This is a genomic window from Stanieria cyanosphaera PCC 7437 (genome assembly GCF_000317575.1).
GTDB classification, from domain to species: Bacteria; Cyanobacteriota; Cyanobacteriia; order Cyanobacteriales; family Xenococcaceae; genus Stanieria; species Stanieria cyanosphaera.
On sequence record NC_019748.1, the window covers coordinates 4519008 to 4543287 of the forward strand.

The window sequence follows — 24280 nt, forward strand, 5'->3', positions numbered from 1 at the left end:
TATATTCTAGATAATTATTAAGGCGATCACGCAGTGCCAGCGAAGCGATCACTTTATAATTAATTTATTTTACTTTCTCTTATTATACTTTTGTAATATGGCTGAGTATCATATTTAAACTCAAGGAATGATTGCTAATAATTATTGATACAGATCGCTTAATTAAATGACTTTAAATAGTTTCAAAGTTTTTCTTATAATTCATTTATTCAGAAAAAAGAAAATAAAACAATACTGAAGTATAAATATGACTGCTCGATTGTCATCAACTACCGATACAAATAATCTCTACTCGCGCGATTATTATCTTTGGCTATCACACACTGCACAACTAATCAAAGAAGGCAAATTTAATGAGGTAGATGCAGTTAATTTAGTTGAAGAAATTGAAGATATGGGCAGAAATGAGCAACGAGCGATTGAAAGCAATTTGGTAGTTGTGTTGCTGCACTTACTTAAGTATAAATATCAGCCAGTTAAAAGATCTAATAGCTGGAAGGCTAGTATCAGAGAACATCGACGGAGATTAAGAAAAGCTTTTTCTGCTAGTCCCAGCTTAAAACGTTATTTTAAAGAAGTTTTCGATGAATGTTACCAGGATAGCAGAGAACAGGCTGCTGATGAAACGGGATTACCCCTTGATACTTTTCCAACTTTTTCTCCTTTTACTCCAGACCAAATCCTCAATCCCGACTATTTACCTGAAGAGTAACATGACTAATACCAAATAATTTCTATTTAATTAAACTGATTTTTGCTCTTTGCTGCGATCGCGTATGTGCCAGCCTTCGGCTGAATGATAAAATTAAAATTTTTAATTATCTTCCTTATTCTATGTGTTTCAATTCCCAGTTGTTTGTTTGTTTATAAATTTTTCGCACCTGATTTTAATGAAAAGCAATGTAAAACTGTTAGAGAAAACTACAAAAAAATACGTATTGGAATGAATAAGGAAGAGGTTTTATTACTAAAATGATATTTATGTTGTTAATACTACTAGCGATCTAATCACTGAAAATACTGGTCAGGGTACAGATACAGTTTATTCAAACACCACCTATACTTTAGGAACTAACTTAGAAAACCTAATTCTGACTGGCACAACTGCTATTAATGGAAAGGGAAACGCTCTTAACAACATACTAACAGGCAACAGCGTAAATAATACTCTTGATGGTGATGGAGGTGTAGATACGCTCATCGGCGGTGCTGGTAATGATACTTATATTGTAGACACTACAACCGATGCAATTACAGAAAATGCTAACGAAGGTGTCGATACTGTCTCTTCCAGCATTACTTATATTTTAGGCACTAATTTAGAAAATCTAACCCTAACTGGAACGAGTGTTATCAATGGTACAGGTAATGCCTCTAATAATACGCTCAAAGGTAATAGTGCGAATAACATTCTTAATGGTGACGCTGGCAATGACAATCTCTCTGGCGGTGCTGGTAATGACACAATAGATGGTGGACTGGGTAGCGATCGCTTGAGTGAATCTGGTAATTTCAATTTTACTCTCACCAATACCAGTTTGATTGGCAATGGAACTGATGTTCTAATTTCTATCGAAGCTGCAACTCTAACTGGTGGTAGTAGCAATAACATCCTGGAGGCTTCCAATTTTACTCTCGGTGCTGTCAACCTTAATGGTAATTCGGGCAATGATACCCTCGTCGGTGGCACTGGCAATGATACATTAATTGGAGGAAGTGGTAATGATAGCCTCTCTGGTAGTGCTGGTAATGACCAATTTATTTACAATACAAATGCAGCCTTTACTACTAGTGCAGTAGGAATAGATCGAATTGCAGACTTTGTTGGTGGCACTGACAAAATTGTACTAGATAAAACCACCTTTACTGCACTGACTAGTATCGTAGGTAGTGGATTTAGTGTTGCTAGTGAGTTTGCTGTTGATACTACAAATGCATTTATCGTTTATAGTAGTTCTACTGGTAACTTATTTTACAATCAAAACGGAGTTACAACTGGTTTAGGTTTGGGCGCGCAATTTGCTACTGTAAGCGAAATTCCTGCTTTGAGTACTAATGATTTTATTCTTCAGGCTTAGTCGAAGCACGCTGCTTAATTAAATTTATTAATTAAACTGATGTTCTGAAGTTACTCGAAATTCTTTGGGTATAGAGATTGTTTGCATTAATATTTTTCTCCAGTTAACATTTTTTATAATTATTTTAGGTTCAATTCAATTACAAATTGAACGATCGCTTTTAGATAAATTAGGATTATATTCTAAATAATTATTAACGCGATCGCATTCTGTGGTTAATAAGTTATCTAAGTTTAAATTCCACCAAAATAAACCTTGTTGTTCGTCGGCACTAATTAAAGTTTGACTGTCATTACTAATAGCTAAACTATTGATTTGTGAAGAATGTCCTTGGAGAGTTTTTAATAAACTATTATTAGTTAAATCCCAAAGTTTAATCGTACCATCGGCACTACTAGAAGCTAGGATATCGTCGCGATCAATAAAGTCAAGACCTGTAATACCATCTTGATGTCCGCTTAAAATTTGTGAGGATGAATTTTGCTCTTTTATCTGCCACAAACGAATCGTATTATCCCAACTTCCAGAGGCTAAAAGTTTGCCATCTTTGCTAAATTTTAAAGACGAGATAGCGAGATTATGTCCTGATAAAGTTTTTAATAATTTACCTTCTACATTCCAAATTTTAATAGTTTTATCATAACTACCAGAAGCAATTAATTTATTATCAGGACTAATGGCTACAGTTTTAACACTATCTTGATGTCCTTTTAAAGTTCTTAAGATTTCAGCTTGATCATTATTAAGCTGCCATATTTTAACTGTTCGATCTTCACTACCTGAAACTAACAACTGACCATTAGAACTAAACGCAATGCTATTTACTCCATCTTGATGACCTTGTAAAGTAGTCAGTAAACTCCCATCTGTTACTCGCCATAATTTAATAGTTTTATCCCAACTAGCCGAAGCTAAAACTTTTCCATCGGGACTAAATTTTAAATCAGAAATTGTAGTTTGATGTCCTGGTAAAGTCCGCAGTAATTCTTTAGTTTGATCAGGATATTTTTGCCACAGTTGTATTTTGCCATCCCAACCAGCAGCAGCATAAATCTCTGGAAAAGTAGGAGAAATGGCAACACTATAAATTCCTCCTGCTTCGGATGCAGATAAATTATTAATTTGCCAAATTTTGACTGTCTTATCTACACTAGCTGATGCTAATAAATAAGATTGAGTTTGATTTTTATTGCCATTTATTTCTATGGGACTAAAATTAAGATCGGTAATTTCTCCTCGATGTCCCACTAAAACTTGTTGCAGAATACCATCTTTATTCCAAATATTAATTCTGCCATCAGCCGTAGCAGTAGCAATTAATTGATTATCGGGAGTAAAAGCAACACTATTAACCTGTTCTTGATGAGAAAAATAATTAATTTGCTTACCATCTTTGACTTGCCAAAGTTTAACTTCGCCATCACCACTAGCAGAAATTAACTCATTACCATCAGCACTAAATTTTACTTGAGTAACTCGGTCTTGATTTCCTGTAATCGTACGAATTTCTTTACTAGTTTGGTTATTTATTTCCCATAACTTAATCTGATTATCTTCCCCACCAGAAGCGAGTAAATTATCTGAAGCAAAATCAATTGTATTGACCCAACCATTATGACCAGATAAAGTAGTAATTAAAGTTCCATCTAATTGCCATAATTTAATTGTTTTGTCGCGACTAGCAGAAGCAATTATTTGATTATCTGGACTAAAAGCAACATCAGTTACCCAATCTTGATGTCCTGTTAAAGTTTTTAAAGGTTCAATTTGATTGTTTTGAATACGCCATAATCTGACAGTTCCATCTGCACTAGCTGAAGCCAAGACATAATTATCCTGTGATAAGTTTTCATCACTAACTAAAGAAGTTGTTCCTTCTTGATTTAAATTAGAAAGATTAATCTTACCGTTGCTAAAAGCTAAATTGGTAACTCGATCTTGGTGTCCTGTTAAAGTTGCAATTAATTCACCATTTTCATGCCAGATTTTAATAGTCTGGTCATCACTAGCCGTAGCAATCAGTTTACCATCAGGACTATAACTTACAGTATTAACTGTTTGACTATGACCTTGTAAACGATTCAATTCTTGAGTATTATCTAGAGCTTGTTGTAAAGTGCTAACTGTTTTTACTTTAGTCGTTTCCCAATTATCTCTACCAACAAAAGTTTGACCCCAATTGCCAATTTTATTAAATTCTTTTCCTGCCTTAATACTGGTCAGAATTGATTCTAATTGTTGATTAGATAATAATAAAGCTTCTGCCGAACTAGTAAGAGTATTAATATTTTCAATTTCTGCCAAAACTTTTTGACGATAAGCTAAACCACCAAAAGCGGTTGCGGCTAAACCTAAAACTCCTAAAGTAGCTGCGGTAAGTTGGGCGCGTCGTAACCTTCTTTTCGCTTCTTTTTGTTCGGCTTCCCTTGCATCAATACCCGCTTCAATAAATTCTCTGGCAACTTCAGTTAATTCATCGGTGTATTTAATATAAATTTCTTCTGCTTCTCCTAATCGAACTCCTCGTAGTAAAAAGTCGGGAGATTTACCTTTTTGAGTCCAAAGTAGTGCTGCTTGTTCGATTTGCCTCTGCGCTCTTAATCTAGCTCGGTTTTCCTCTAACCACCACCGTAAAGTTGACCAATGACGAATGAGAATTTCGTGAACTACTTCGATAGTAGCTTCTTGTTTCATCGCTTCTAACAAGAGTTCATCATCATTGGCAGGGGTATCACCACTACGACTTTGCCCCGATCCTGAGTGAATTCCTTGGTCGAGATTAACTACAATTAATTTAGCAGCCATCAAAGCTTGTAAAGTTCTAGCTACTAAAGGTGCAGGATATTTAGCTACCACTAAATCTGATTTACTAATGCGACGGCGAGTATCTTCTGTTCCTTCTCCTAATTGAGTTAAATTAAGAAAAATCCATCTAGCACAAGCTTGGGCTTCAGGATCGAGATTTTCGTAGACTTCTTGCGCCCGTTTTTCTAACGCACCCTTCATGCCACCCAGTTGTTGATAAGCAGAGAGGGTTAACTTTCCCGCCTGACGATTTTCCCATAATTGTTGAAGAACAAATTGTAATAAAGGTAAGTCGCCTGCGGAACGATCTAAATCTTGTAATAATAATTCTACTAATCCCGATTCAATTTTTAACCCTACCTGTTCGGCTGGTTTAATTATCGAACTTCGATAATCATCTTCGGTTAAATAGGGAGGAACTAAAACACTAGATTGTTGTAAGATTTGTGCCAATTCGGAAATTTCCAAACAAGTAGCCACAAAATCCGCCCGAACTGTTAAAATTAGCTTAAAGCGATCGCCTGCAAATTTAATCGCTCCTAAAATTAATTCTAAAAAGTTATTACGGTCGGTAACTCCTGCTAAGGTAAAGATTTCTTCAAATTGATCGATTACCAGTATTACCACTGGTTCACTGCGACTGCGTAACCATTGCACAAAACCTTCTACACCTTGATAAAGTAAGCCTTCGATTTGTAGCTGTTGTTGAGCTTTTTCTTTTTCAGTCCCACCATCAACCAACGTCCGTGCTAGAGTTTGAATGGGTTTTTGTCCTGGACGTAAACAACTAATCCACCATTGTTCACTACCTGGTACTTGTTTACCTTGACGCAGTTGAGAAATTAATCCTGCTTGAACTACTGAGGATTTACCCGAACCAGAAGCACCGACAACAGCAATGGTCGAGCTATGATTAACTTGAAGCAGTAATTTTTGAATTAACGCATCTCTACCATAGAAATATTGGGCATTTTCTTCAGTAAAAGCTTTTAAGCCCATATAAGGGCAAATTCCCAGGTCATATACTCCCGAATCATCTTTATTGCCGTTATTAGTTTTGCCTGGTAAAACCTCAATAACACCTCTAGTACCCGATAACCAAATCTTGGGAATTACTTCTGTACCAGCTAATTGAATTTGTAATTGAGTAATCCAAGCAGCCACAGGAAACCCCGATTGTTGATCCGCTTTTGCCAGTGTTTCCAATAAAGCTTGGGTAAATTGTTGCGAATTAGATAGATTAGAAGCAGCAGCAATCAAACACTGTCCGCGATCCGATTCCAATCTTAAATCTTCCACCCATTCTGCAATGGAACTCGCCCCAGGACAATCTAAAATAATAATCTGTTGAGAAGCACGAGAATTACGTAAAATTTTTCTCAACCAAGAACGAGATAACTTGACTCCATCTCTGAGAAATAACCAAGACTCTCCCGTTTCCGTTTCCTTAATTAATCCACGGAGGTATAAAAATACAGTACTAAGATCGGTTTGGAGTACAGTATTCTGAGAAACTTCCGCATCCAAACTTCTTGCGATCGCGCTTCGTACTTCAGTCCAGTTTGTATCGGTTTGGGGGAAATATTCTAAATTAAAGCCACCAGTACCCCTTAAAATCTTACTTAAGCCTAATGTTGTCTGATTAATCCCCAATCCATCAATTACCAAAGCCTGACGGGGATTACTAAAACTATGATCAGTTGAACGTTTACCTAAAATTACCTTACCAAAACCTTCAACAATGCGTTTCGGAGTTTGCAAAGGATATTCAGAGTTTAATTGCCTTTCACCTCGACTACTTTTTTGTTGATTAATTAAACGAATTTGTTGATTAGTCTTATCGATGTAACGCAGAGTTTGATGATAAACATATTGATACAAAGCATCTGCCTCAATCATCCCAACCGAATCGGCTGCTTCTCCTCGTAAACCTCGCATCAAATAATAAGTAAATACGCCGTGTCCTAATTCGGGAAACTCCCACGATTGCTGAGTCTGATCGCAAGAAAGCAAAGCATAAAAGCCTTGACTCTGGGCTGCCTTTTTCCTTAAAACTTGTACCAATTGCGTAGTAGGATTAGGTAAAGTAGATCCTTCGGTGCCTCGCAAAGTCATCCCACCACTGTGACAAGCATCCAACCAAACTAACTGTTGACTAGCTGCACATTGACCCAAACATTGTAATAATTCCTGTAAAGGTAATCCTGTTTCTAATAATTTATCTGTATAAGTATCAGTTAGACAAAGAACTACTTTTTGAGTTGAAGCTTCTAAAATTCCGTGTCCAGAAAAATAAAATAAGATCGTATCCTGCGGTTTAGCTGTATTAACAATGTGTTGTAAAGTGTTTCGTACCTGAGTAACCGTTGGTTTCTGGTTGGCAAAATCGTGATGAACTATAATTTCCCTGGCAGGAAAGGTTTCTGTCGCTTCAGTTAAAGCCTCTCCCAACCCTTGACAATCTAAAGCAGAATATTGCAGAGATGGTAAACTCTTTTCATCCTGATACTGATTGACTCCAACCAAAAAAAGCCAGAGTTTTGCTATTTCTTGTTTAGAAACAGCTTGAGGACGGGGTTTAGCAACAGCACGAGGACACATTAGCTTACCAGTTACTTTTAAAGTCAGTATATATCTCTAGGTGTAATATCTCAGTTTTATGCAGTGATGTTCTTAAGCTTTTGATCAAGACTGTTCGCAGATTTTGCAATATATACAACTACTAGTGTTAAAAGAGTTGCTATTTAAGTTTTTGAACTTTTGGTTGATTAGTTTAATTAGCAAATTATTATTAATGTTTATCCCGATCTGTTATTTAAAAACTTCTTCTGCTTTATAATTAAACTAAGTCTAGCTAAGTCATAAAATGAAAATAACTAACATCCATGAAGCGAAAACTCATTTATCTCGCTTAATTGAATTAGTAATAGCTGGGGAAGAAGTCATTATTGCTAAAGCAGGAAAACCATTGGTTAAATTAATTCCTTATGAGGCAACAAAACAACCTCGAACACCTGGAAGCTGGGAAGGAAAAGTAATAATGTCTGATGATTTTGATGAAGAGTTACCCGATCAGATTTTGGCTGGTTTTTTAGGAGAAGAAGAGTGAAATTACTTCTTGATACTCATACTCTTATTTGGTGGCTAACTAATCATCCAACTCTATCCCAAGCTGCTAAAAAGGCTATCTCTAATCAAGATAATTTAGTTTTTATATCGGCTGCATCAGCTTGGGAAATTGCAATTAAAAAATCTCTGGGAAAATTAACTGCTCCAGATGATTTAGAAGTACAAATTGAAAGTAATAATTTTCAACCATTACCTATTACCATTACTCATGGTTTGGCCATCGAAGAACTTCCTAATCATCATAACGATCCTTTTGATCGTATTATAATTGTTCAGGCTATTTGTGAATCTATGACTGTTGTTACAAGAGATAAAAAGTTTAATTTATATAATATTTCAATTATCAAAAGTTAACTGATAAAATTAATAATTAACTTTAAGTAATTGAACTAGCCTATAGATTAAAACTGTAGAGCGATCGCTTTTTGAAAAGCTGCACCTAATCGCGATCGCATTATATTTAAAATATTAAAGACAGAATAATTATGGCAACAGCTATAGCCTTTCTCGCTCTTGGTGAGGTACACCATTACCAGTTACTAATTACTAATTATGAGGGATGAATAATCAACCATTAAAAATCAACTATCAAAGATTGATAAGTCAGCTATGATCGCTGCTGGTAGTGGTGCAATTGTCGGTGCAGCAGCCAGTAGTACGATTGGCGGTATTGGTGTTGCTGTCGGTGACACGGCTTTTGGAGTGGGAACATTAGCAGGTTTAGCAGCTTACGGGATTGGAAAAGCATTAGATTAAGTGACAGCTTCAAACTTTGTTGTTGAATTAGGTGCAGCTACCTAAAATCTGGAAATAAACAATTAAGAAGTTCTAAAAGCTCTGGAATATCTTTTTCAACAACATCCCAAAGAGTAGTTGCATTAATTTTATCGTATTGATGAACAAGGATATCGCGCATTCCAGCTATATCTTTCCAAGGGATTTCAGGATATTGTGAACGAAATTCTGGTGATAATCGTTTAGTTGCTTCCCCAATAATGATTATTTGGTAAAGAATCGCTGATTGTTTTTCTTCGTTAGTCGCCAAGACAGATTTATCCATTCCTTTAGCAAATTGCAAGACTCGGTTTGCTGCGTTGAAGATATCGAGAAGTGATGATTTATCTCTGTTCATAAATTACTTGTGCTGTTTTTAAAATTTCGTGGCGACGAATCCAGTTTTCACTATTTTCAATAGATTCTTTTAGGGCTAGATCTACTCGTCTTCCTGTAGTTTCTTCTAATTCATGCTTAATTTTAGCCAGTGTTAATAATCCCTGCCGAGCATTAGGTGCAAAGCGAATTAAAATATCAATATCACTCTGAGCATGAAATTGATCGCTTAACACAGAGCCAAATAAAAGTAGCTCGGTAATATGCCACCGTTGGCAGAATTGAGCAATTTTTTCGGTTGATATTCCTAAACGTGTTTGGATTTGAGCATCTAATTCGACCGACATATCAATTTTAGAAGTAGTTACCGACAAATATCTTGGCTAGTTTGATAATAAATTCAAATTTGCTCTAATTGTTTTACCACGCGACCGCATTCTTCAGTAAGAAAATTAGAACCTGCTTGTCGATTCACTTCAATTAAAGAACGATAATACCATAGAGTTCCTTCTCTGCCTCCTGTAAAACGACTCCAAATATCATTTTCTCCTCGATGCCAGTCAGCTAAAATTGAACGAGCGTTATGTAATTTATCTGCCATTGAGACTCTTCGCACTTGGGGAGAAGCATGACGCATTTTCTCAATATAATTTTGCTTTCTTGCTTGCCAAGGCGGTTTGGGAATAACTTCAGCATCGGTGCAAGCGTTGACTATATTCACTACTGTTTCACCAAACTTTTCCCGAATTTCTTGACGGGTTTTGTCTCCGCCTTGGTCTTCTATGGCATCATGTAATAAAGCCGCAATCGCTTCGTCTTCGTCTCCTCCATCTTCTATTACCAAGGCAGCAACGCTAAGAAGGTGGCTGATATACGGAACGCCACTACCTTTTCTAACTTGTTGAGCATGGAGACGAGTAGCATAAACTAAAGCTTGTTCAAATCGATTACTAAGTTTGGTTGTTTTTTCAGGGTTTAAAGTCATTTAATTGTTGAGAACAGTTTCAGATGAATTAGACCAGAATAACTATTTTCTATAATTAAATTATTAATGTAAATTTCAGCAACATGAATTTAATCTCGGCTACTTTAATCGGGATAGTAACAATTATTAATCTTATTAATTTGCCCGTTGTCCTTAATCGCGAATTGATAGTCAAACCAACCAATAGTTTAGTTAATTTAGCTCAAATAGATCCTATGAGACGTTTTGATCAATTTTGGCGCAATCAAACTGTTAACACTTCAGTGCAACAAAACTCAACTACTATTACTCTAGATAGTCGAAATTTATCTAGCTCACATTACTTAAAGATTATTACCAATAGTACAAAAATTACAGGTACAATTACAGTTAACGATCGCAAGTTAATTAGTTTAAATAGTTCTGAAACTTCTCTAGATTTAGCTCCTCGTTTAGTTAAAGGAATGAATACTATTGAAATTGTCGGGAATTATTCTCCTAGTAATGCCAATGTAACCATTCAATTTTCTGGGGTTGGTAATTCTATCACTCAACAAAGTAGTGGCAGCGGGATTCTCCAGCATAAATTAATTATTAATGTGCGTTAACATTTTGATATTTGTTAATGATTGTTAGACATTACTGTATCTAGAGATTAAGCTGAGTAAAATTAGCATAAAATAACTCAAGTTATGTTAATTACTTATGAACTGGCAGCAGAAACAGTCTTTAGGCAAGCATCCCTTTAAAAAAGAACGAGAACCAAGTTTCTACTACTTTGCCTACGGTTCTTGTATGTGTCCTGTAGATTTAAAGCGATCGCTAGGAGAAGATACCCATCATTATGTAGTTGGGAAAGCTGTACTTTCAGGATATCGTTTAGGATTTTATCGTCGTTCTCTACTACGCAACTGTGGTGTATTAGACATTATTGCCGATACTCAATCTCAGATCGAAGGAGTATTATATTACTTGCCTTGGCGGTTAAGCGATCGCTTAGATGAAAGAGAAGAAGTTCCTCGTCGAGGTTATCGACAAGAATTTGTCACAGTTAAAAGTCATAGTAGCTCTTACGAACAAGTTCGCACTTATGTAGTAATTGATAAACTAACTCAAGAAATTCCCCCTAATGACTGGTATTTTCAAGTTGTCTTACGTGGTGCTATTACCTGTGGATTGTCAGAGGAATATTGCTGGCAATTATTCAATCATATGCATCAATTACAAACAAAACAAAATAGTTATTTGCTAGATGGTAAAGAGGAGCAAACAATTGTCAGACACGCAAGTTAACGAACCCAAATTACCAAAATTACCCACCTCAGCGATAGAAAACGATCCCGGTATTAATGCAACTACCGAACATTGGTTTGAATATCCAGTCAAAGCTCAACCCCATCATACAGATTACGCTGGGATAGTTTGGCATGGTACTTATCTAACTTGGATGGAAGCAGCTAGGGTAGAATGCCTGCGTTCGATTGGGATAGAGTTTGCCGATCTAGTAGCTCTTGGTTGCGATTTGCCAGTAGTAGAGTTATCACTTAAATATCATCGTCCTGTCCGTTTAGGAATGTCAGCCGTAGTTAAAACTCGTCTTACCGAAACCGAAGGAGTCAGAATTCACTGGGATTATCAAATCCAATCTCCTGAAGGAGACGAACTTTATGTAACAGGAAGAGTTACGTTAGTAGGAGTTGATCGCGAGAAAGGTAAAGTGATGCGTCAACTGCCACCAGACGTGAAAGATGCCCTCACCAAATGGAGCAAAGCTCGCTAAAACGCTTGAATCCATTCTTTAATTTGATATTCAGTCCAAATGCTGTTTTGCCAATAGGGATCTGATTCGATTAACTGCCTGACTAAAGTTTCTGATTCTGCCTCATAAATTCCAAAAACCTTAGTATTATCTTTAGTTGGTCCAAGAGTAATTAAAATACCTTGTTCTTTTTGTTGGGCAAGTCCGTCTAAATGTGCCTGACGATAAGGAGTTCGTTTTTCTAAAGCGTTATCGCAATAACTACCCCACATAATATATTTCGGCATAATGATTTATGGTTGATCTTTTCTCAACAAAATCATATCAAGTTGTCTAAACCAATGCCTATTTCAACAAATTCTCCCCATTTACTCAGTTATTTTAAACTTGGAGATTTAGCTCTCAAAAATCGGATAGCAATGGCTCCCCTAACGCGATCGCGTGCAGGAAAAGAACGCCTTCCCAATGATTTGATGGCAGAATATTATGTTCAAAGAGCTTCAGCAGGTTTAATTATTACAGAAGCAACTACTATTTCCCCACAAGCCAACGGTTGGCAACATACTCCTGGAATTTACACCGACGAACAAACCCAAGCTTGGCAAAAGATTGTTGACGCAGTCCATGCTCAAGGAACACCAATTTTTCTACAACTTTGGCATTGTGGCAGAGCTTCCCATAGTAGTTTTCAAGAAAATAATCAATTACCAGTTGCACCAAGCGCGATCGCAATTCAAGGAGAAGGTATTCATACTCCCAAGGGTAAACAGAATCACGAAATACCGAGAGCCTTAGAAACTGAAGAAATCCCAAACATAGTCGAAGATTATCGTCGTGCTGCCGAAAGAGCAAAAATAGCTGGTTTTGATGGCGTAGAAATTCATGCTGCCAACGGCTATTTGATTGATGAGTTTTTGCAATCTAAAACCAATCACAGAAGCGATCGCTATGGAGGAAGTTTAGAAAATCGCTACCGTTTTCTGCAAGAAATTGTTGAATCTATCTTAACTGTCTGGTCTAGCGATCGGGTTGCCGTCCGCTTATCTCCTAATGGTAATTATAATGATATGGGTTCGCCAGACTTTCGTGAAACTTTTCTGTATGTAGCAAAACAATTAAACAGCTATGGATTAGCTTATTTGCATCTTGTCGATGGTTTAGCTTTTGGTTTCCACGAACAGGGAGAACCAATGACTTTAGCAGAGTTTCGTTCAGTATTTGATGCACCTTTAATGGGTAACTGTGGCTATAGCCAGGAAACTGCCGAAACAGCAATTGAAGAAGGAAATGCAGACTTGATTGCTTTTGGCAGACCATTTATTAGCAATCCCGATTTAGTTGAGCGTTTTGCCAACAATTGGGAATTAAATCCTCCCGCCGAACAAAATATCTGGTATTCGTTTGATTCAGAAGGATATACTGATTTTCCTTTTTATCCAGAAGCACAAGCAGTGTAATTTATTAATTTATAGCGACACATCCAGTAGGGATAATTCATGAATTATTCCTACTACTTTTCCGATGTACTGTAACTTTTTTGTGGGGAGTTTGTTTCTTAACCCAAGCCAAAAATTTTTGTAGTTGAGGCTCATCTTTTAATGTTGATAAAGTGTTTAATTCTTTAGCTAGCTTTTTGTTGTCGAATAAAACATGGATTTGTTTATGACAACCAGAACAGATATCTATGGTTGGACTTGGAGCTAGTTTTTTTCTTTTGGTTTGTTGTCTGGGAATTAAATGATGAACTGTTAACCGTTCCATTTCCCTTTCACATAACTGACATTCCATATTTGTTTTACTTCAGCTATTTTGATTAAATTTATGTCTTCCTTTGGGAAATATAAAACTGGAAGATTTATTAATGACAAAAAGATGAGATTTTTACTCAGACTGATTGGTTTAGCTTTGTTACTTTTAGGAATTTATTTTTTAGGACAAAATATTTACTTTACTACTAATGTTTATCCCTATTGGTGGCGCGGTATTGCTGCTGATACTTCTATTTTATTCCTAAGTGCAGGAGTTTTAATGTTCTTTGTTTTACCCAGCCGAGATAAACTTTTAAGTCTTTTCGCTATCGCTATTGGAATTATCTTAATTTTTGCTAGCAGTCGAGCTATTTTAAATCCTACTAGTCTTTGGCAATTTGTTCTTTCTTTAGCTAGTTTTGTGGGTGGATATCAGTTGTTTACTACAGGTCGTCTCAATATTTAAATTTAAAGGAAAAAGTAGGGGTAAATTGGTTGTTTCTCCTACAAATTTTTTTAACTCCGCAAAGTTACTTCAAACTCCTTGACTAGAATAGCGCGGATGTTTGATGAACAAGTTTAATACTTCTAGCTACTGTTTCTCTCTTGTGGATGATGTTAATCGATCAAATAGTGTTTTAAATAGGTGTAATTGTTGAGAGATATCTACCCCTTCAATTTTGGCTCAACTGTGCCGCAAAATTTCGATTTCAAGGAGATAGTTCTATGCCTTGGACATATGATGATTATCCAACTTCTATGAAAAACCTAACCGCAGAGGTGCGACGAAAAGCGATTGATATTGCTAATGCGCTCTTAGATGATGGTTATGAAGAAGGACGTGCCATCCCAATTGCTACTGCCCAAGCAGAAAAATGGGCAAAAAATCGGGATAAGCAAATTGCTAAAAAAAATACTGGTGGTTCTACAGGTCAAGCCGTTGAGTAAAAATGACTTCCCTTAGTCAAAAAAAGAGGGTCTGGCATTGCCAAACCCTAATTATAAATAGTTTTTTTTTAACTACGCAAAGTTACTTCAAACTCCTTGACTAGAGTATCGCGGACTTTTTGATGAACGGGTTCAACATCTTCATCAGTCAAAGTGCGATCGCTTGAGCGATAAATTAGACTAAAAGCTAAACTGCGTTGTCCTTCAGGGACATTTTTACCTTTGTATTCATCGAATAATTCGACTTTTTCTAATAATTTACCTCCTGCCCGATTGATTACTTGAGCTATTTCGGCTACGGATAAAGTAGTAGAAGCAAAGAAGGCTAAATCTCTCTCTGTACCTGGATAAGCAGAATAAACTTGGAATTTTGGTGTAATTACTTCTTCCTGACTCAAAACAGCAAGTAAAATATTGAAGTCTAATTGAAAAACATAAATTTCATTGGGTAAATCCCGTTGTTGACGCAACTGAGGATGTAATTGCCCAAAAATACCAAAATTTTTCCCCTCTAACCACAAAGAAGCGGTGCGCCCTGGATGTAGTCTTTGATCTGTACTATCTGAACGATAGAATATCGTTAAACCAAGATTAGTAAACAAACTTTCCAAAATACCTTTAGCTTGATACCAACTCATTGGTGCAGGTTTTCCGCCTCTAGTCCAACTACCTTGGGGATAAAAATCTCCGCCCATAATTCCTGCCACAGCATCGGCCTCTTGAAACCCTGCATCAGAATTCCAAAAAATGCGTCCAATTTCAAAGGCATTGAGTGAACCGTTGCCTTGAGACTGATTGTACTCAAAAGCATCGATCAAACCAGCAATTAAATTGGTTCGTAAAGCCGAATATTCGGCAAAGAGGGGATTAGCTAAGGTAACTTCTCCTCCTGTGGGTTTAACCAAAGAATAATGTACTACTTCAGTTAATCCAACACCACGTAATAAGGCTCGTAATTTATTTTTGATCTGATAATTAAAAGAAAGATAACCAGGTTCAGTTTTAGCAGGTAAAGTATCACAGAAGCGATCGTAACCATAAAGACGAGCTACTTCTTCAATTAAATCAATTTCTCGCTCCAAATCCCGATAACGATAAGAAGGAACAGTTACTTTCCAAGTACTCTCTTTGTCTGGAATTAACTCCAACTGACAACCCAAAGCACTCAGAATTTGTTCTACTTCCTCAACTTCAATCTCACCAACACCATTTTCCCGCTTAACTTGACCTAAAACCTGATTAATTCTGCTTAAACGTAACTCAATCGAACCACGACTAGCAAAATCTGGACGAGCATCAGCCACAGTTTGAGCAACTGCCGTACCTCCAGCTAATTCTTGTAACAATGCGATCGCTCTAGCTACCGCTAAGTCTAATTCTACTTGATTAACTCCTCGTTCATAACGAGTAGAAGCTTCCGAACGTAAATTTTGACTTCGTGCTGAACGACGAATGGTAACTGATTCAAATAAGGCAGATTCTAAAACCAAATTAACTGTTTGATTGTCAACTTCCGTATCTTCTCCGCCCATCACACCAGCTAAAGCTACAGGTTGATTATTTGCGGTAATCAGAAGATTTTGAGGATTAAGTTCTCGATTTTGACCATCAAGAGTAGTTAAACTTTCTCCTGCCTCAGCAAAACGCACCCCAATAGTTAAAGCATCGTTTCCAGCTACCCTTTGTAATTTTTCGCAATCAAAAGCGTGAAGAGGTTGCCCCCATTCCAACAACACATAGTTAGTCACGTCTACCACATTATTGATTGGACGCACTCCTGCTGCTTGCAATCGCCATTTCAACCAATTGGGAGAAGAAGTTAATTTTACTCCCTCAATAACTGTACCTATATATGCTGGACAAGCTTGGGAATCTTGAACCTCAATCTGGATTTGAAGATTTTGAGCAACTTCATCTTGGGGAATATCAGGAAGTTTTAAAGTTGCACCTGTTAAAGCTGCCACTTCTCTAGCTATTCCTACCATCGATAAAGCATCAGCCCGATTGGCAGTAGTCGCCAAATCTAAAATAACATCATCCAATCCTAATAAAGGTCGAACATCTTGACCTGGTTGAAGGTTATCTTCAGTAAAAATATGAATACCATCAGATTCTTTTTCTAACCCTAATTCGGTTAAAGAACAAATCATTCCTTCCGAAGGAACACCTCTTAACTTAGTTCGGCGCATTTTCAGATCGATGGCAGGTAAATAAGTTCCTAAAGTTGCCACAGGAACAAAAATATCTGCCCTCACATTACTTGCGCCACAAACTATATTTAAGGGCGCATCTCCTCCTACTTCTACTTGACAGACACTTAATTTATCTGCGTTAGGATGAGGTTCTTTTTGAACAACTTTGCCAATAACTACTCCATCAGCAAAAGTCCGCAGATCCTCAATCGCTTCGACTTCAAAACCCGCTATAGTCAATATTTTACCTAACTCTTCCGCCGTTAGGTCGACATCTACTAATTCTTTGAGCCAATTTAAAGAGACGCGCATTTAGTTTTTCTTGATTTGTCAATACAACGATTCTGTAAGCCAAGATTTCCTCGGGACATTTTGCAGTCAATCTTTAGCTTAAATATTTTAACTCTAGCAAGTAAATTTACTGAAACTGTATTGTCAATTAATTTAGTTTTTAAACTAAGTAAATTAACTATTAATAACTTAAGCTTCGGTAAAATTACTGATTTTTTTTTAATTTTTCACTTAAATAAAAGCTGTTTAATTAATGACTAGATAAAACAATCCCTAAAAACACTGAAGAGATTTTTTCTTTAAATAATTTACTGAGATTTTTTAGTACCAAATAGGTAAAAAATAGTTCGTAATTTCTTCTTTTAAATCTCTTACCTATTTAAAAAAAATTAGGATATGCTTGTGATTGAATAGCTGAAAACTTGTAGTTTACAACAATTAATCTTAAGCTTTTCGGCTAAAAAATTAATAAATCTGAAATGAGAGATTTATTGCTAGACAGAGCCTTATGGGTATTTTGAATGAGCTACTGCCTAAATCCTTCTTGTCCAAAACCAATTAACAACCCCAAAGCAAAAATATGCCAAGCTTGTGGTTCAAAATTATTATTACGCGATCGCTATCATTTAGTCAAAGGGTTAGGGAAAGGAGGTTTTGGTGCAACATTTCTCGCTGCTGATATTTCCCTGCCTGGCAATCCTTTATGTGTCATTAAACAATTACGCCCCAATACAGACAATCCTAATTTCCTCTCGATGGCAAGACAATTATTTGAACGAGAGGCAAAAACTTTGGGTCGAATTGGCAGTCATCCCCAAATTCCTAGACTATTAGATTATTTTGAAGACCGCAAACAATTTTATTTAGTTCAAGAGTTTGTTAAAGGTAATAATCTTCAACAAGAAGTTAAAAAACATGGTCTTCTTAACGAAGAAAAAGTAAGACAAGTCCTCAAAGAAATTTTAGTTATTCTCAAAGATATTCATAATCAAAAAGTAATTCATCGAGATATCAAACCAGCTAATATTATTCGTCGCGAGATTGATGATAAGTTAGTTCTGATTGATTTTGGAGTGGTTAAAAATCAAGTTAATACGGTAGCATCCGATAACAACAACACTGCTTTAACTGCTTTTGCTGTCGGTACACCAGGTTTTGCTCCTCCAGAACAACTAGCTATGCGTCCTGTTTATGCCAGCGATATTTATGCTCTTGGAGTTACTTGTATTTATCTGCTGACAGGTAAAGCACCCAAAAATATGGACTGTGACCCCTTAACAGGAGAAATTAATTGGGACAAATATCTCAACGTGAGTGAGAGTTTTTCTGAGATTTTGCATACTATGCTAGAAGTATCAGTTAAAAATCGCTACAAAACTGCCGAGGAAGCCTTACAAGCTTTAGACATTGAAAATCATCTTGATAGCTTATCAGAAAGCATGATTAGTTATTCTAGCGGTAATATAGATCCTTTTAGTAATTCTTCAAGTCGAGGTAATCGTTCTACATCTCGCATAGCTGATAATATTCGTTCTCGCCACACCAGTATTAACCCTGCTGCCAAACGAACTATTGCCGGTCAAGATTTTAAAAAAACTCATAGTAATCGAACTAGTTTTAGTCGAGGAACTTCGATTGGTAAAAATAGCTCAGATTTCAAAAAATCAACTTCCTTTGGAACGAGTGCTTATGATTTGAATAGACCAGTTAAATTAGAGGCTCAAGCTTTACTAGATTATTACTCCACTGGTAGAAGAGATTTTAACCAAAAAGACCTCAGTCAACAAAATCTGGAAAAAGCTAACCTAGCTGGAGCGCATTTTCATGAATCTAAGTTTATTAAAACAAATTTACAAGGAGCAGATTTATCAGGAGTAGATTTAAGTAGCGCAGATATACGACAAGCTTTATTACGCAATGCCAATTTATGTAGAGCTTATCTTTATTCTGCCAATTTAGAAGGAGCGGATTTACGAGGCGCAGATTTAAGTTTTACTCAATTTTCGGGAGCTAAATTAAAAGGCGCAAACCTTTGTGGTGCAAATCTTTCCAATGCCAATATTACGGAAGCACAACTGAAAGAAGCTAAAACTAATTGGATGACAATTTTACCAAACGGTAGAAGAGGTTTGTGGTAGACAGTGAGTTTATGCAATTAAAAGTTCATTTTAAAATTCATAGCAAAAATTTGCTGTTGATGTGATTGCAAATCGTGCCTCAGTAAATACTTTAATTTAGGAGTAGCTTGCTCAATAACTTCTTGACGATAATTAAATAAATTATTTTCTAAAGGATGAATAAATTGAGGTGTATAGTTACCTAAAATTGAAACTCGTGGTTTTTGGGTATGATTCACTGAAGTATCATGCCAACAAAGTCCATGAGAAATAATAGCTGTTCCTGCTTTTCCTGTTATTTTGATAGCAGTTTTTTCAAACTCTTCAAGCTCTGGTTTAATGGCTAATTTTTGACTGTGGGGAACAAATAATGGTGCGCCATTATCTTCAGTAAAATCTTCAACCATCCAAATAACTTGTATTTCTAAAATAGGAGATCGGGGAAAAGGAGAAGACATTGCCCAATAGGGGTAATCTACATGAACTCCCATTCTTTTAGCTCCTGGATGGAGAATATGAGCAGAAAATCCTCCTAAAATTAAATTTTGTCCCAGGATAGTTTCTACTATTGATAGTACAGTAGGATGCTGTACCATTTTTTCAAAAATTTTCCCCTGATAAATCAACCCATATAATCTTTCTTTTTGTTCCTGAATTACTAATTTTCCTACTTTTTTTTCTTGTTCAGCTAATTCTAAAATCAAATTACTAGCAGTTTTAGCTTCTGCTTGAGTGAGTAAATTAGGTAGTAAAACGTAACCTTTACCGTCAATAATTTCCTTGGCTAAATTAATAAAATCTGAAGATAAAGTTGGCTTATTAGTTATCATAAAACTCAAAATTAATGGATTAGAGACGTAATAGATATAGCGTTTCTTATTCTCATGAGGTACATTAGCTCCCTGGTTTTGGTTGAGACCTACGGTAGTGCGCTTCGCTTATGTTTATGGTTAATTGTTAATATTTAATTGTTGATTATTCATCCCTCATAATTAGTAATTAGTAATTAGTAACTGCTCACTGATAATGGTGTACCTTATAACTTTGAGAATTGCTATATATTACGTCTGTACAAAAGTTAAGCTATTGGTGATTTAATTTGAGCTTAATTGACCATTAATCAAGCCGTTAAAACCATAAATTTCACGACTTCCTGCGATCGCAACTAATTCTACTTCTTTTTCGTCTCCTGGTTCAAAACGTACTGCCGTACCAGCAGGAATATTTAATCGCATTCCTTTAGTCCGTTCCCGATCAAATTGTAAAGCGGAATTAACTTCATAAAAGTGAAAATGAGAACCTATTTGAATAGGGCGATCGCCTGTATTAGCTACTGAAATTTTAATTGTTTCTCGCCCTTGATTTAATTCAATTTCTCCTGGTTGAGTAAATATTTCGCCTGGAATCATTTTTTTCAGTTATTAGTTATCAATAATTTGCTTTAGAAGAAGAGGAGAAGAGGACAACATTAGTATTATTGTTAAAAATTTCTCCCTTACACCTCTGCACTCGGTTTATCACCGAATGGGATTATGTACAGTTACTAATTTAGTACCATCAGAGAAGGTAGCTTCGACTTGCACTTCAGGAATCATTTCTGCAATTCCCTCCATGACATCATCCTTGGTTAAGAGAGTTGTACCATGACTCATTAATTCGGCAACGGTTTTTCCTTCTCTTGCACCTTCTAAAATAGCAGCAGAAATATAGGCAATAGCTTCTGGATAATTTAATTTTAAACCTTTGGCTTTTCTGCGTTCTGCTAGTAAGGCAGCAGTAAAAATCATTAATTTATCTTTTTCTTGAGGTGATAATTTCATATCAAGGGAATTAGTTGATTTTTCTCCTAATATTTGTTTTAGGAGATCAATTTTGGAGTTATGAAACTAAATTTTAAACTACCACCGTGGTTTGTAACTGGATTAGTTGTACCATTGATTATTTTGAATGGTTGGCTGTTATTGATAGTCTTTCAATATTTTCAAGCAATCATCAGTAAATTAATTGTTGCGACTTTACTTTCTTTTATTTTGGATTATCCTGTCAGACAACTAGAGAAATGGCATGTTAAACGTAGTGTAGCTGTTTTGATTGTTTTATTATGGGTAGTTTTGTTACTGGTAATTTTAGGTGTCACTTTAATTCCTTTAGTAATTGAGCAATTAAATGCTTTGTTAGAACGTTTGCCTAGTTGGTTAGAATCGGGTAGACAGCAACTAAATTCTTTAGAAACCTGGGGAACTGAGCGTAATTTACCTGTAAATGTTACCGATATCTCATCAGAATTATTAGGAAGAATTTCTCGCCAATTACAACAAACAAGTGGACAAATTGTTGGTGGTTTATTATCAGCCTTAAGTAGTATTTTGGATTTGATTTTAACTATCGTTTTAACTTTTTATCTCTTGCTTCATGGCGAAGAACTTTGGGAAGGATTTTTTCAATTTTTTCCTCAAAATTTAGCAATTAAAATTCCTAAAATTTTACAACAAACTTTTCAAAATTATTTTATTGGTCAAGCTGTCGTAGCTGCTACTATGGGAATCACTATGACAATTGCCTTTTTGATTATTCAAGTTCCTTTTGCTCTATTATTTGGAGTAGGGGTAGGAGTAATGGCCTTATTTCCTTTTGGTGGTGCTTTAAGTATTGGAATAATTAGTTTTTTAGTTGCTCTGAATAGTATTTGGTTGGGACTAAGAGTTTTGGTAGTTGCCGTAATTATTGAACAAGTAATTGAAAATGCGATCGCGCCTCGTTTATTGGGTGGTTTTACAGGACTAAATCCTGTTTTAATTTTATTGTCTTTATTAATCGGGGCAAAAATTGCTGGTTTACTTGGTTTGGTTTTAGCTGTACCTTTGGCTAGTTTTATTAGGAGTATTGTGATCAGTTGGAAAATACCAATAATTACTGCTGAAGAAGTAGAACAAGTTAATTTACTAACCAGCGACTAGCAATAGGCATTCGCCAACCCGTACCAAAAGCGCGATCTGTAATTTTTAAACCAGGAGGTGCTTGTCGGCGTTTGAATTCGGCACGGGCAACCAATTTGATCACTTGATGAACAACTTCTGAGTGATGTCCAGATTGAATAATTTCTGGTTCGGATTGATGCTGGCAAATCAAACGGTCGAGAATATCATCTAAAATTTCATAAGGTGGTAAAGAATCTTGGTCTAATTGCCCTGGTTTTAATTCGGCACTGGGTGGTTTATTAATGGCATGATTGGGAATAATTTCTTGATGGCGATTTAACCAGCGACAGAGGGAATAAACACGAGTTTTGGGTACGTCGGCAATTACTGCTAATCCACCATTCATGTCTCCATAAAGAGTACAATAACCTACTGCCATCTCTGATTTGTTACCTGTGGAAAGAAGTAAATAACCAAATTTATTTGCGATCGCCATTAATAAGTTACCCCGTATCCGTGATTGAATATTTTCTTCGGCAATACCAAATTCTGTGCCTGTAAATAAAGGTGCTAAGATTTGGTCATAAGCTGACATTGCTTCTTGAATCGGGAATTGTTCGTATCTAATTCCTAAATTTTTGGCTAAAGCTACGGCATCAGTAATGGAATGATCCGAACTATAGGGAGAAGGCATTAATACCCCTAACACCCGATCCGCACCCATTGCTTCTGTTGCGATCGCAGCTACTAAAGAAGAGTCAATTCCTCCACTTAAGCCTAAGATTACTTGAGAAAAATTACATTTGTGAGCGTAATCTTTGACTCCTAGGACTAAAGCAGCAAAAATTTCTTCATTTTCATCTAAAATCACCCCTTGTTTATTTATAGGAGTTAAAGCAGAAAGGTTTTGTTGAATCGGATCAAATTCCACTATCACTAAATCTGATTCAAATCCTTTGGCATGAGAAACAATTTCCCCTTGTCGATTGAAAACCACACTATTCCCGTCAAAGATCAGATCATCATTAGCACCAACTTGATTAACGTAAATGATTGGTAACTTATATTTTGTTGCAGCGTGATGAAGAATTGCTTCTCGAAGTTTTTGTTTACCTACACTATAAGGAGAAGCAGATAAGTTAACCACGACATCTACACCTAAATAGGCTAAATCTTCAATCGGATTAACTTCATAGTTGCGTTTGCCCCAAAATTGTTCATCATTCCATAAGTCTTCACAAATAGTCACTCCTATTTTCAAAGAAGATTCTTCAGAAAAGGAATCGTCAAGATCCGAAGCAACTGCATTTTGATGAGAAAGAGCAAAATAATTAGTTTCGTATCCCGATTGAAAATAACGATCTTCATCAAAAACATCGTAACTAGGCAAAAGACGTTTGTGAAAAATATGCTGGACTTTGCCTTCATCTAATAATGCCATACTATTAAATAAAGGTTTTTGTCCCTTAGAAGTAGCAGAAGGATTAGCTTCCACAGTACCTACTAAAGCTGCCATTCCTTTCGGTAATTGTTGTGCGATCGCTTCTAATTGTTGCTGCATCGATTCCACAAACCCAGGATAAAGTAATAAATCTCTGGGAGGATAACCACAAAGGGATAATTCAGGAGTCAACAGAAGACGTACTCCTTTTTTAGCTGCGTTATTAGCTACGGCAAGAATTTTTTTAGCGTTATTGACAAGATCGCCAATGGTAGGATTAATTTGAGCTACGGCTATTTTCATAATATTTATATCAAAATACAAAAATTTTTAGGCTTTTAAATAAGTTTTGTCTTAATTATTAATTATTTATAGTTAGTTGACTTACTTTTTTAGAGTTTTAAACCAATATTTTGTCTTGCAAAATTTCCAAAACTTTATGATAATTTTCAGGAGTAATTGCAGGTTTGATCCATTCTCCATCATCAATTAGAATAAATTTATTTTTGGCTGGACGAAGTAAATCTAAATGAAACCAATAGGGAGTTAAATCCATACCCCACAGTCTTAACTTACCTTGGAGTAAATTCAATTCTTCTTCTTTTATACTTTTAATCCGATCATAAGTAATTGTTTTGCTAATACCTAAAGGAAAATAATACCAATGGATAGTAATCGATTCATCATCACAAATAATATATCGATCTGCATAAAGAATAGTCATAATTTTAAAATCATTATTGGCTAACTAAATTAAGGGGTGATTTTTTACTTATAAAG

At 35.9% G+C, this 24280-nt stretch carries 27 protein-coding genes and 1 pseudogene; 14 read left to right on the forward strand and 14 right to left on the reverse strand.

What is annotated here, in order from left to right:
• Positions 1 to 247 precede the first annotated feature (247 nt).
• Positions 248 to 712: a DUF29 domain-containing protein gene (locus tag STA7437_RS19795; protein ID WP_015195164.1), complete on the forward strand. Its 465-nt coding sequence runs from the start codon at positions 248 to 250 to the stop codon at positions 710 to 712.
• A gap of 345 nt (positions 713 to 1057) precedes the next feature.
• Here the strand turns inward: STA7437_RS19795 and STA7437_RS26980 are convergent, their stop codons facing one another.
• The gene (locus STA7437_RS26980) at positions 1058 to 1201 is read right to left on the reverse strand and encodes a hypothetical protein (protein WP_216087066.1); all 144 of its coding nucleotides are present in this window, start codon (positions 1199 to 1201) and stop codon (positions 1058 to 1060) included.
• On the opposite strand from STA7437_RS26980, the pseudogene STA7437_RS27775 reads away from it, so the two are divergent.
• Both STA7437_RS27775 and STA7437_RS26990 read left to right on the forward strand, forming a co-directional pair.
• Positions 1140 to 1448: pseudogene (locus STA7437_RS27775) on the forward strand (calcium-binding protein); the annotation flags it as partial. The gene STA7437_RS26980 and the pseudogene STA7437_RS27775 overlap by 62 nt on opposite strands.
• A gap of 45 nt (positions 1449 to 1493) precedes the next feature.
• Entirely contained in the window at positions 1494 to 2078 is a 585-nt protein-coding gene (locus STA7437_RS26990; protein WP_051036073.1) for a calcium-binding protein, read from the forward strand.
• 135 nt (positions 2079 to 2213) lie between these two features.
• On the opposite strand, the gene STA7437_RS19805 is transcribed toward STA7437_RS26990, so the two are convergent.
• A complete protein-coding gene (locus STA7437_RS19805; protein WP_015195165.1) occupies positions 2214 to 7484 on the reverse strand; it encodes an nSTAND1 domain-containing NTPase in 5271 nt (1756 codons plus the stop codon).
• A gap of 265 nt (positions 7485 to 7749) precedes the next feature.
• Between STA7437_RS19805 and STA7437_RS19810 the strand changes: the two genes are divergently transcribed.
• A complete protein-coding gene (locus tag STA7437_RS19810) occupies positions 7750 to 7992 on the forward strand; it encodes a type II toxin-antitoxin system Phd/YefM family antitoxin (protein ID WP_015195166.1) in 243 nt (80 codons plus the stop codon).
• Complete coding sequence (locus tag STA7437_RS19815; protein WP_015195167.1) at positions 7989 to 8366, forward strand: type II toxin-antitoxin system VapC family toxin; 378 nt, start codon at positions 7989 to 7991, stop codon at positions 8364 to 8366. The genes STA7437_RS19810 and STA7437_RS19815 overlap by 4 nt, the downstream gene beginning before the upstream one ends.
• A gap of 47 nt (positions 8367 to 8413) precedes the next feature.
• Here the strand turns inward: STA7437_RS19815 and STA7437_RS27480 are convergent, their stop codons facing one another.
• Positions 8414 to 8542, reverse strand: coding sequence for a hypothetical protein (locus STA7437_RS27480; RefSeq protein ID WP_281169237.1), 129 nt, complete (start codon positions 8540 to 8542; stop codon positions 8414 to 8416).
• 79 nt (positions 8543 to 8621) lie between these two features.
• Here STA7437_RS27480 and STA7437_RS26665 point away from each other — a divergent pair, with 79 nt between their 5' ends.
• A complete protein-coding gene (locus tag STA7437_RS26665) occupies positions 8622 to 8768 on the forward strand; it encodes a hypothetical protein (protein ID WP_015195168.1) in 147 nt (48 codons plus the stop codon).
• 37 nt (positions 8769 to 8805) lie between these two features.
• Here STA7437_RS26665 and STA7437_RS19820 read toward each other — a convergent pair whose 3' ends face one another.
• From STA7437_RS19820 to STA7437_RS19830, 3 genes are read right to left on the reverse strand one after another with little or no spacing between them, the layout of a single operon-like run.
• Positions 8806 to 9144, reverse strand: a complete 339-nt coding sequence (locus STA7437_RS19820) for a HepT-like ribonuclease domain-containing protein (protein ID WP_015195169.1) — start codon at positions 9142 to 9144, stop codon at positions 8806 to 8808.
• A complete protein-coding gene (locus STA7437_RS19825; RefSeq protein ID WP_015195170.1) occupies positions 9131 to 9469 on the reverse strand; it encodes a nucleotidyltransferase family protein in 339 nt (112 codons plus the stop codon). The genes STA7437_RS19820 and STA7437_RS19825 overlap by 14 nt, the downstream gene beginning before the upstream one ends.
• 53 nt (positions 9470 to 9522) lie before the next feature.
• Positions 9523 to 10107 carry an HD domain-containing protein gene (locus tag STA7437_RS19830; protein WP_015195171.1) on the reverse strand — a complete coding sequence of 195 codons (585 nt, stop codon included), beginning with the start codon at positions 10105 to 10107 and terminating at the stop codon, positions 9523 to 9525.
• An 83-nt stretch (positions 10108 to 10190) separates the two neighbouring features.
• Here STA7437_RS19830 and STA7437_RS19835 point away from each other — a divergent pair, with 83 nt between their 5' ends.
• From STA7437_RS19835 to STA7437_RS19845, 3 genes are all read left to right on the forward strand, one after another.
• Positions 10191 to 10694: a hypothetical protein gene (locus STA7437_RS19835; RefSeq protein WP_015195172.1), complete on the forward strand. Its 504-nt coding sequence runs from the start codon at positions 10191 to 10193 to the stop codon at positions 10692 to 10694.
• A 97-nt stretch (positions 10695 to 10791) separates the two neighbouring features.
• Positions 10792 to 11379 carry a gamma-glutamylcyclotransferase gene (locus tag STA7437_RS19840; RefSeq protein ID WP_015195173.1) on the forward strand — a complete coding sequence of 196 codons (588 nt, stop codon included), beginning with the start codon at positions 10792 to 10794 and terminating at the stop codon, positions 11377 to 11379.
• A complete protein-coding gene (locus STA7437_RS19845; RefSeq protein ID WP_015195174.1) occupies positions 11339 to 11866 on the forward strand; it encodes an acyl-CoA thioesterase in 528 nt (175 codons plus the stop codon). Before STA7437_RS19840 ends, STA7437_RS19845 begins: the two co-directional genes overlap by 41 nt.
• Here STA7437_RS19845 and STA7437_RS19850 read toward each other — a convergent pair.
• Positions 11863 to 12132: a YciI family protein gene (locus tag STA7437_RS19850; RefSeq protein ID WP_071882348.1), complete on the reverse strand. Its 270-nt coding sequence runs from the start codon at positions 12130 to 12132 to the stop codon at positions 11863 to 11865. The two genes, STA7437_RS19845 and STA7437_RS19850, sit on opposite strands and share 4 nt — an antisense overlap.
• 54 nt (positions 12133 to 12186) lie before the next feature.
• Here STA7437_RS19850 and STA7437_RS19855 point away from each other — a divergent pair, with 54 nt between their 5' ends.
• Positions 12187 to 13302 (forward strand): alkene reductase, encoded by a 1116-nt coding sequence (locus STA7437_RS19855; protein ID WP_015195176.1) that lies wholly within the window; start codon positions 12187 to 12189, stop codon positions 13300 to 13302.
• 37 nt (positions 13303 to 13339) lie between these two features.
• Here the strand turns inward: STA7437_RS19855 and STA7437_RS19860 are convergent, their stop codons facing one another.
• Positions 13340 to 13633: an HNH endonuclease gene (locus STA7437_RS19860; RefSeq protein ID WP_015195177.1), complete on the reverse strand. Its 294-nt coding sequence runs from the start codon at positions 13631 to 13633 to the stop codon at positions 13340 to 13342.
• Between the two features lie 84 nt (positions 13634 to 13717).
• Here STA7437_RS19860 and STA7437_RS19865 point away from each other — a divergent pair, with 84 nt between their 5' ends.
• Both STA7437_RS19865 and STA7437_RS19870 read left to right on the forward strand, forming a co-directional pair.
• Positions 13718 to 14059, forward strand: a complete 342-nt coding sequence (locus STA7437_RS19865) for a hypothetical protein (protein ID WP_041619598.1) — start codon at positions 13718 to 13720, stop codon at positions 14057 to 14059.
• A gap of 260 nt (positions 14060 to 14319) precedes the next feature.
• Complete coding sequence (locus STA7437_RS19870) at positions 14320 to 14541, forward strand: DUF2188 domain-containing protein (RefSeq protein WP_015195179.1); 222 nt, start codon at positions 14320 to 14322, stop codon at positions 14539 to 14541.
• Positions 14542 to 14609: 68 nt separating this feature from the next.
• Here STA7437_RS19870 and pheT read toward each other — a convergent pair whose 3' ends face one another.
• Positions 14610 to 17045: a phenylalanine--tRNA ligase subunit beta gene (gene pheT / locus STA7437_RS19875; RefSeq protein ID WP_015195180.1), complete on the reverse strand. Its 2436-nt coding sequence runs from the start codon at positions 17043 to 17045 to the stop codon at positions 14610 to 14612.
• A gap of 500 nt (positions 17046 to 17545) precedes the next feature.
• Between pheT and STA7437_RS19880 the strand changes: the two genes are divergently transcribed.
• Positions 17546 to 19162: a serine/threonine-protein kinase gene (locus tag STA7437_RS19880; protein ID WP_015195181.1), complete on the forward strand. Its 1617-nt coding sequence runs from the start codon at positions 17546 to 17548 to the stop codon at positions 19160 to 19162.
• A gap of 17 nt (positions 19163 to 19179) precedes the next feature.
• On the opposite strand, the gene STA7437_RS19885 is transcribed toward STA7437_RS19880, so the two are convergent.
• The 3 genes from STA7437_RS19885 to ureA form a co-directional block, all read right to left on the reverse strand.
• Complete coding sequence (locus STA7437_RS19885; RefSeq protein WP_015195182.1) at positions 19180 to 19971, reverse strand: phytanoyl-CoA dioxygenase family protein; 792 nt, start codon at positions 19969 to 19971, stop codon at positions 19180 to 19182.
• A 264-nt stretch (positions 19972 to 20235) separates the two neighbouring features.
• Complete coding sequence (gene ureB / locus STA7437_RS19890) at positions 20236 to 20550, reverse strand: urease subunit beta (protein WP_015195183.1); 315 nt, start codon at positions 20548 to 20550, stop codon at positions 20236 to 20238.
• Positions 20551 to 20658: 108 nt separating this feature from the next.
• Positions 20659 to 20961 (reverse strand): urease subunit gamma, encoded by a 303-nt coding sequence (ureA, locus tag STA7437_RS19895; protein WP_015195184.1) that lies wholly within the window; start codon positions 20959 to 20961, stop codon positions 20659 to 20661.
• Between the two features lie 60 nt (positions 20962 to 21021).
• On the opposite strand from ureA, the gene STA7437_RS19900 reads away from it, so the two are divergent.
• Positions 21022 to 22098: an AI-2E family transporter gene (locus tag STA7437_RS19900; protein WP_015195185.1), complete on the forward strand. Its 1077-nt coding sequence runs from the start codon at positions 21022 to 21024 to the stop codon at positions 22096 to 22098.
• Here STA7437_RS19900 and STA7437_RS19905 read toward each other — a convergent pair.
• Entirely contained in the window at positions 22076 to 23803 is a 1728-nt protein-coding gene (locus STA7437_RS19905; protein ID WP_015195186.1) for an NAD+ synthase, read from the reverse strand. The genes STA7437_RS19900 and STA7437_RS19905 overlap by 23 nt on opposite strands.
• 97 nt (positions 23804 to 23900) lie before the next feature.
• The gene (locus tag STA7437_RS19910; protein WP_015195187.1) at positions 23901 to 24224 is read right to left on the reverse strand and encodes a hypothetical protein; all 324 of its coding nucleotides are present in this window, start codon (positions 24222 to 24224) and stop codon (positions 23901 to 23903) included.
• Positions 24225 to 24280 lie beyond the last annotated feature (56 nt).

Bases quoted from the DNA above. Each gene is read 5' to 3' on its own strand.
- STA7437_RS19795 (WP_015195164.1), top strand. From the start codon at position 248: ATGACTGCTCGATTGTCATCAACTACCGATACAAATAATCTCTACTCG.
- STA7437_RS26980 (WP_216087066.1), bottom strand. From the start codon at position 1,201: ATGAGCGTATCTACACCTCCATCACCATCAAGAGTATTATTTACGCTG.
- STA7437_RS19805 (WP_015195165.1), bottom strand. From the start codon at position 7,484: ATGTGTCCTCGTGCTGTTGCTAAACCCCGTCCTCAAGCTGTTTCTAAA.
- STA7437_RS19810 (WP_015195166.1), top strand. From the start codon at position 7,750: ATGAAAATAACTAACATCCATGAAGCGAAAACTCATTTATCTCGCTTA.
- STA7437_RS27480 (WP_281169237.1), bottom strand. From the start codon at position 8,542: ATGGTGTACCTCACCAAGAGCGAGAAAGGCTATAGCTGTTGCCATAAT.
- STA7437_RS26665 (WP_015195168.1), top strand. From the start codon at position 8,622: ATGATCGCTGCTGGTAGTGGTGCAATTGTCGGTGCAGCAGCCAGTAGT.
- STA7437_RS19820 (WP_015195169.1), bottom strand. From the start codon at position 9,144: ATGAACAGAGATAAATCATCACTTCTCGATATCTTCAACGCAGCAAAC.
- STA7437_RS19825 (WP_015195170.1), bottom strand. From the start codon at position 9,469: ATGTCGGTCGAATTAGATGCTCAAATCCAAACACGTTTAGGAATATCA.
- STA7437_RS19830 (WP_015195171.1), bottom strand. From the start codon at position 10,107: ATGACTTTAAACCCTGAAAAAACAACCAAACTTAGTAATCGATTTGAA.
- STA7437_RS19835 (WP_015195172.1), top strand. From the start codon at position 10,191: ATGAATTTAATCTCGGCTACTTTAATCGGGATAGTAACAATTATTAAT.
- STA7437_RS19840 (WP_015195173.1), top strand. From the start codon at position 10,792: ATGAACTGGCAGCAGAAACAGTCTTTAGGCAAGCATCCCTTTAAAAAA.
- STA7437_RS19845 (WP_015195174.1), top strand. From the start codon at position 11,339: ATGGTAAAGAGGAGCAAACAATTGTCAGACACGCAAGTTAACGAACCC.
- STA7437_RS19850 (WP_071882348.1), bottom strand. From the start codon at position 12,132: ATGCCGAAATATATTATGTGGGGTAGTTATTGCGATAACGCTTTAGAA.
- STA7437_RS19855 (WP_015195176.1), top strand. From the start codon at position 12,187: ATGCCTATTTCAACAAATTCTCCCCATTTACTCAGTTATTTTAAACTT.
- STA7437_RS19860 (WP_015195177.1), bottom strand. From the start codon at position 13,633: ATGGAATGTCAGTTATGTGAAAGGGAAATGGAACGGTTAACAGTTCAT.
- STA7437_RS19865 (WP_041619598.1), top strand. From the start codon at position 13,718: ATGAGATTTTTACTCAGACTGATTGGTTTAGCTTTGTTACTTTTAGGA.
- STA7437_RS19870 (WP_015195179.1), top strand. From the start codon at position 14,320: ATGCCTTGGACATATGATGATTATCCAACTTCTATGAAAAACCTAACC.
- pheT (WP_015195180.1), bottom strand. From the start codon at position 17,045: ATGCGCGTCTCTTTAAATTGGCTCAAAGAATTAGTAGATGTCGACCTA.
- STA7437_RS19880 (WP_015195181.1), top strand. From the start codon at position 17,546: ATGAGCTACTGCCTAAATCCTTCTTGTCCAAAACCAATTAACAACCCC.
- STA7437_RS19885 (WP_015195182.1), bottom strand. From the start codon at position 19,971: ATGATAACTAATAAGCCAACTTTATCTTCAGATTTTATTAATTTAGCC.
- ureB (WP_015195183.1), bottom strand. From the start codon at position 20,550: ATGATTCCAGGCGAAATATTTACTCAACCAGGAGAAATTGAATTAAAT.
- ureA (WP_015195184.1), bottom strand. From the start codon at position 20,961: ATGAAATTATCACCTCAAGAAAAAGATAAATTAATGATTTTTACTGCT.
- STA7437_RS19900 (WP_015195185.1), top strand. From the start codon at position 21,022: ATGAAACTAAATTTTAAACTACCACCGTGGTTTGTAACTGGATTAGTT.
- STA7437_RS19905 (WP_015195186.1), bottom strand. From the start codon at position 23,803: ATGAAAATAGCCGTAGCTCAAATTAATCCTACCATTGGCGATCTTGTC.
- STA7437_RS19910 (WP_015195187.1), bottom strand. From the start codon at position 24,224: ATGACTATTCTTTATGCAGATCGATATATTATTTGTGATGATGAATCG.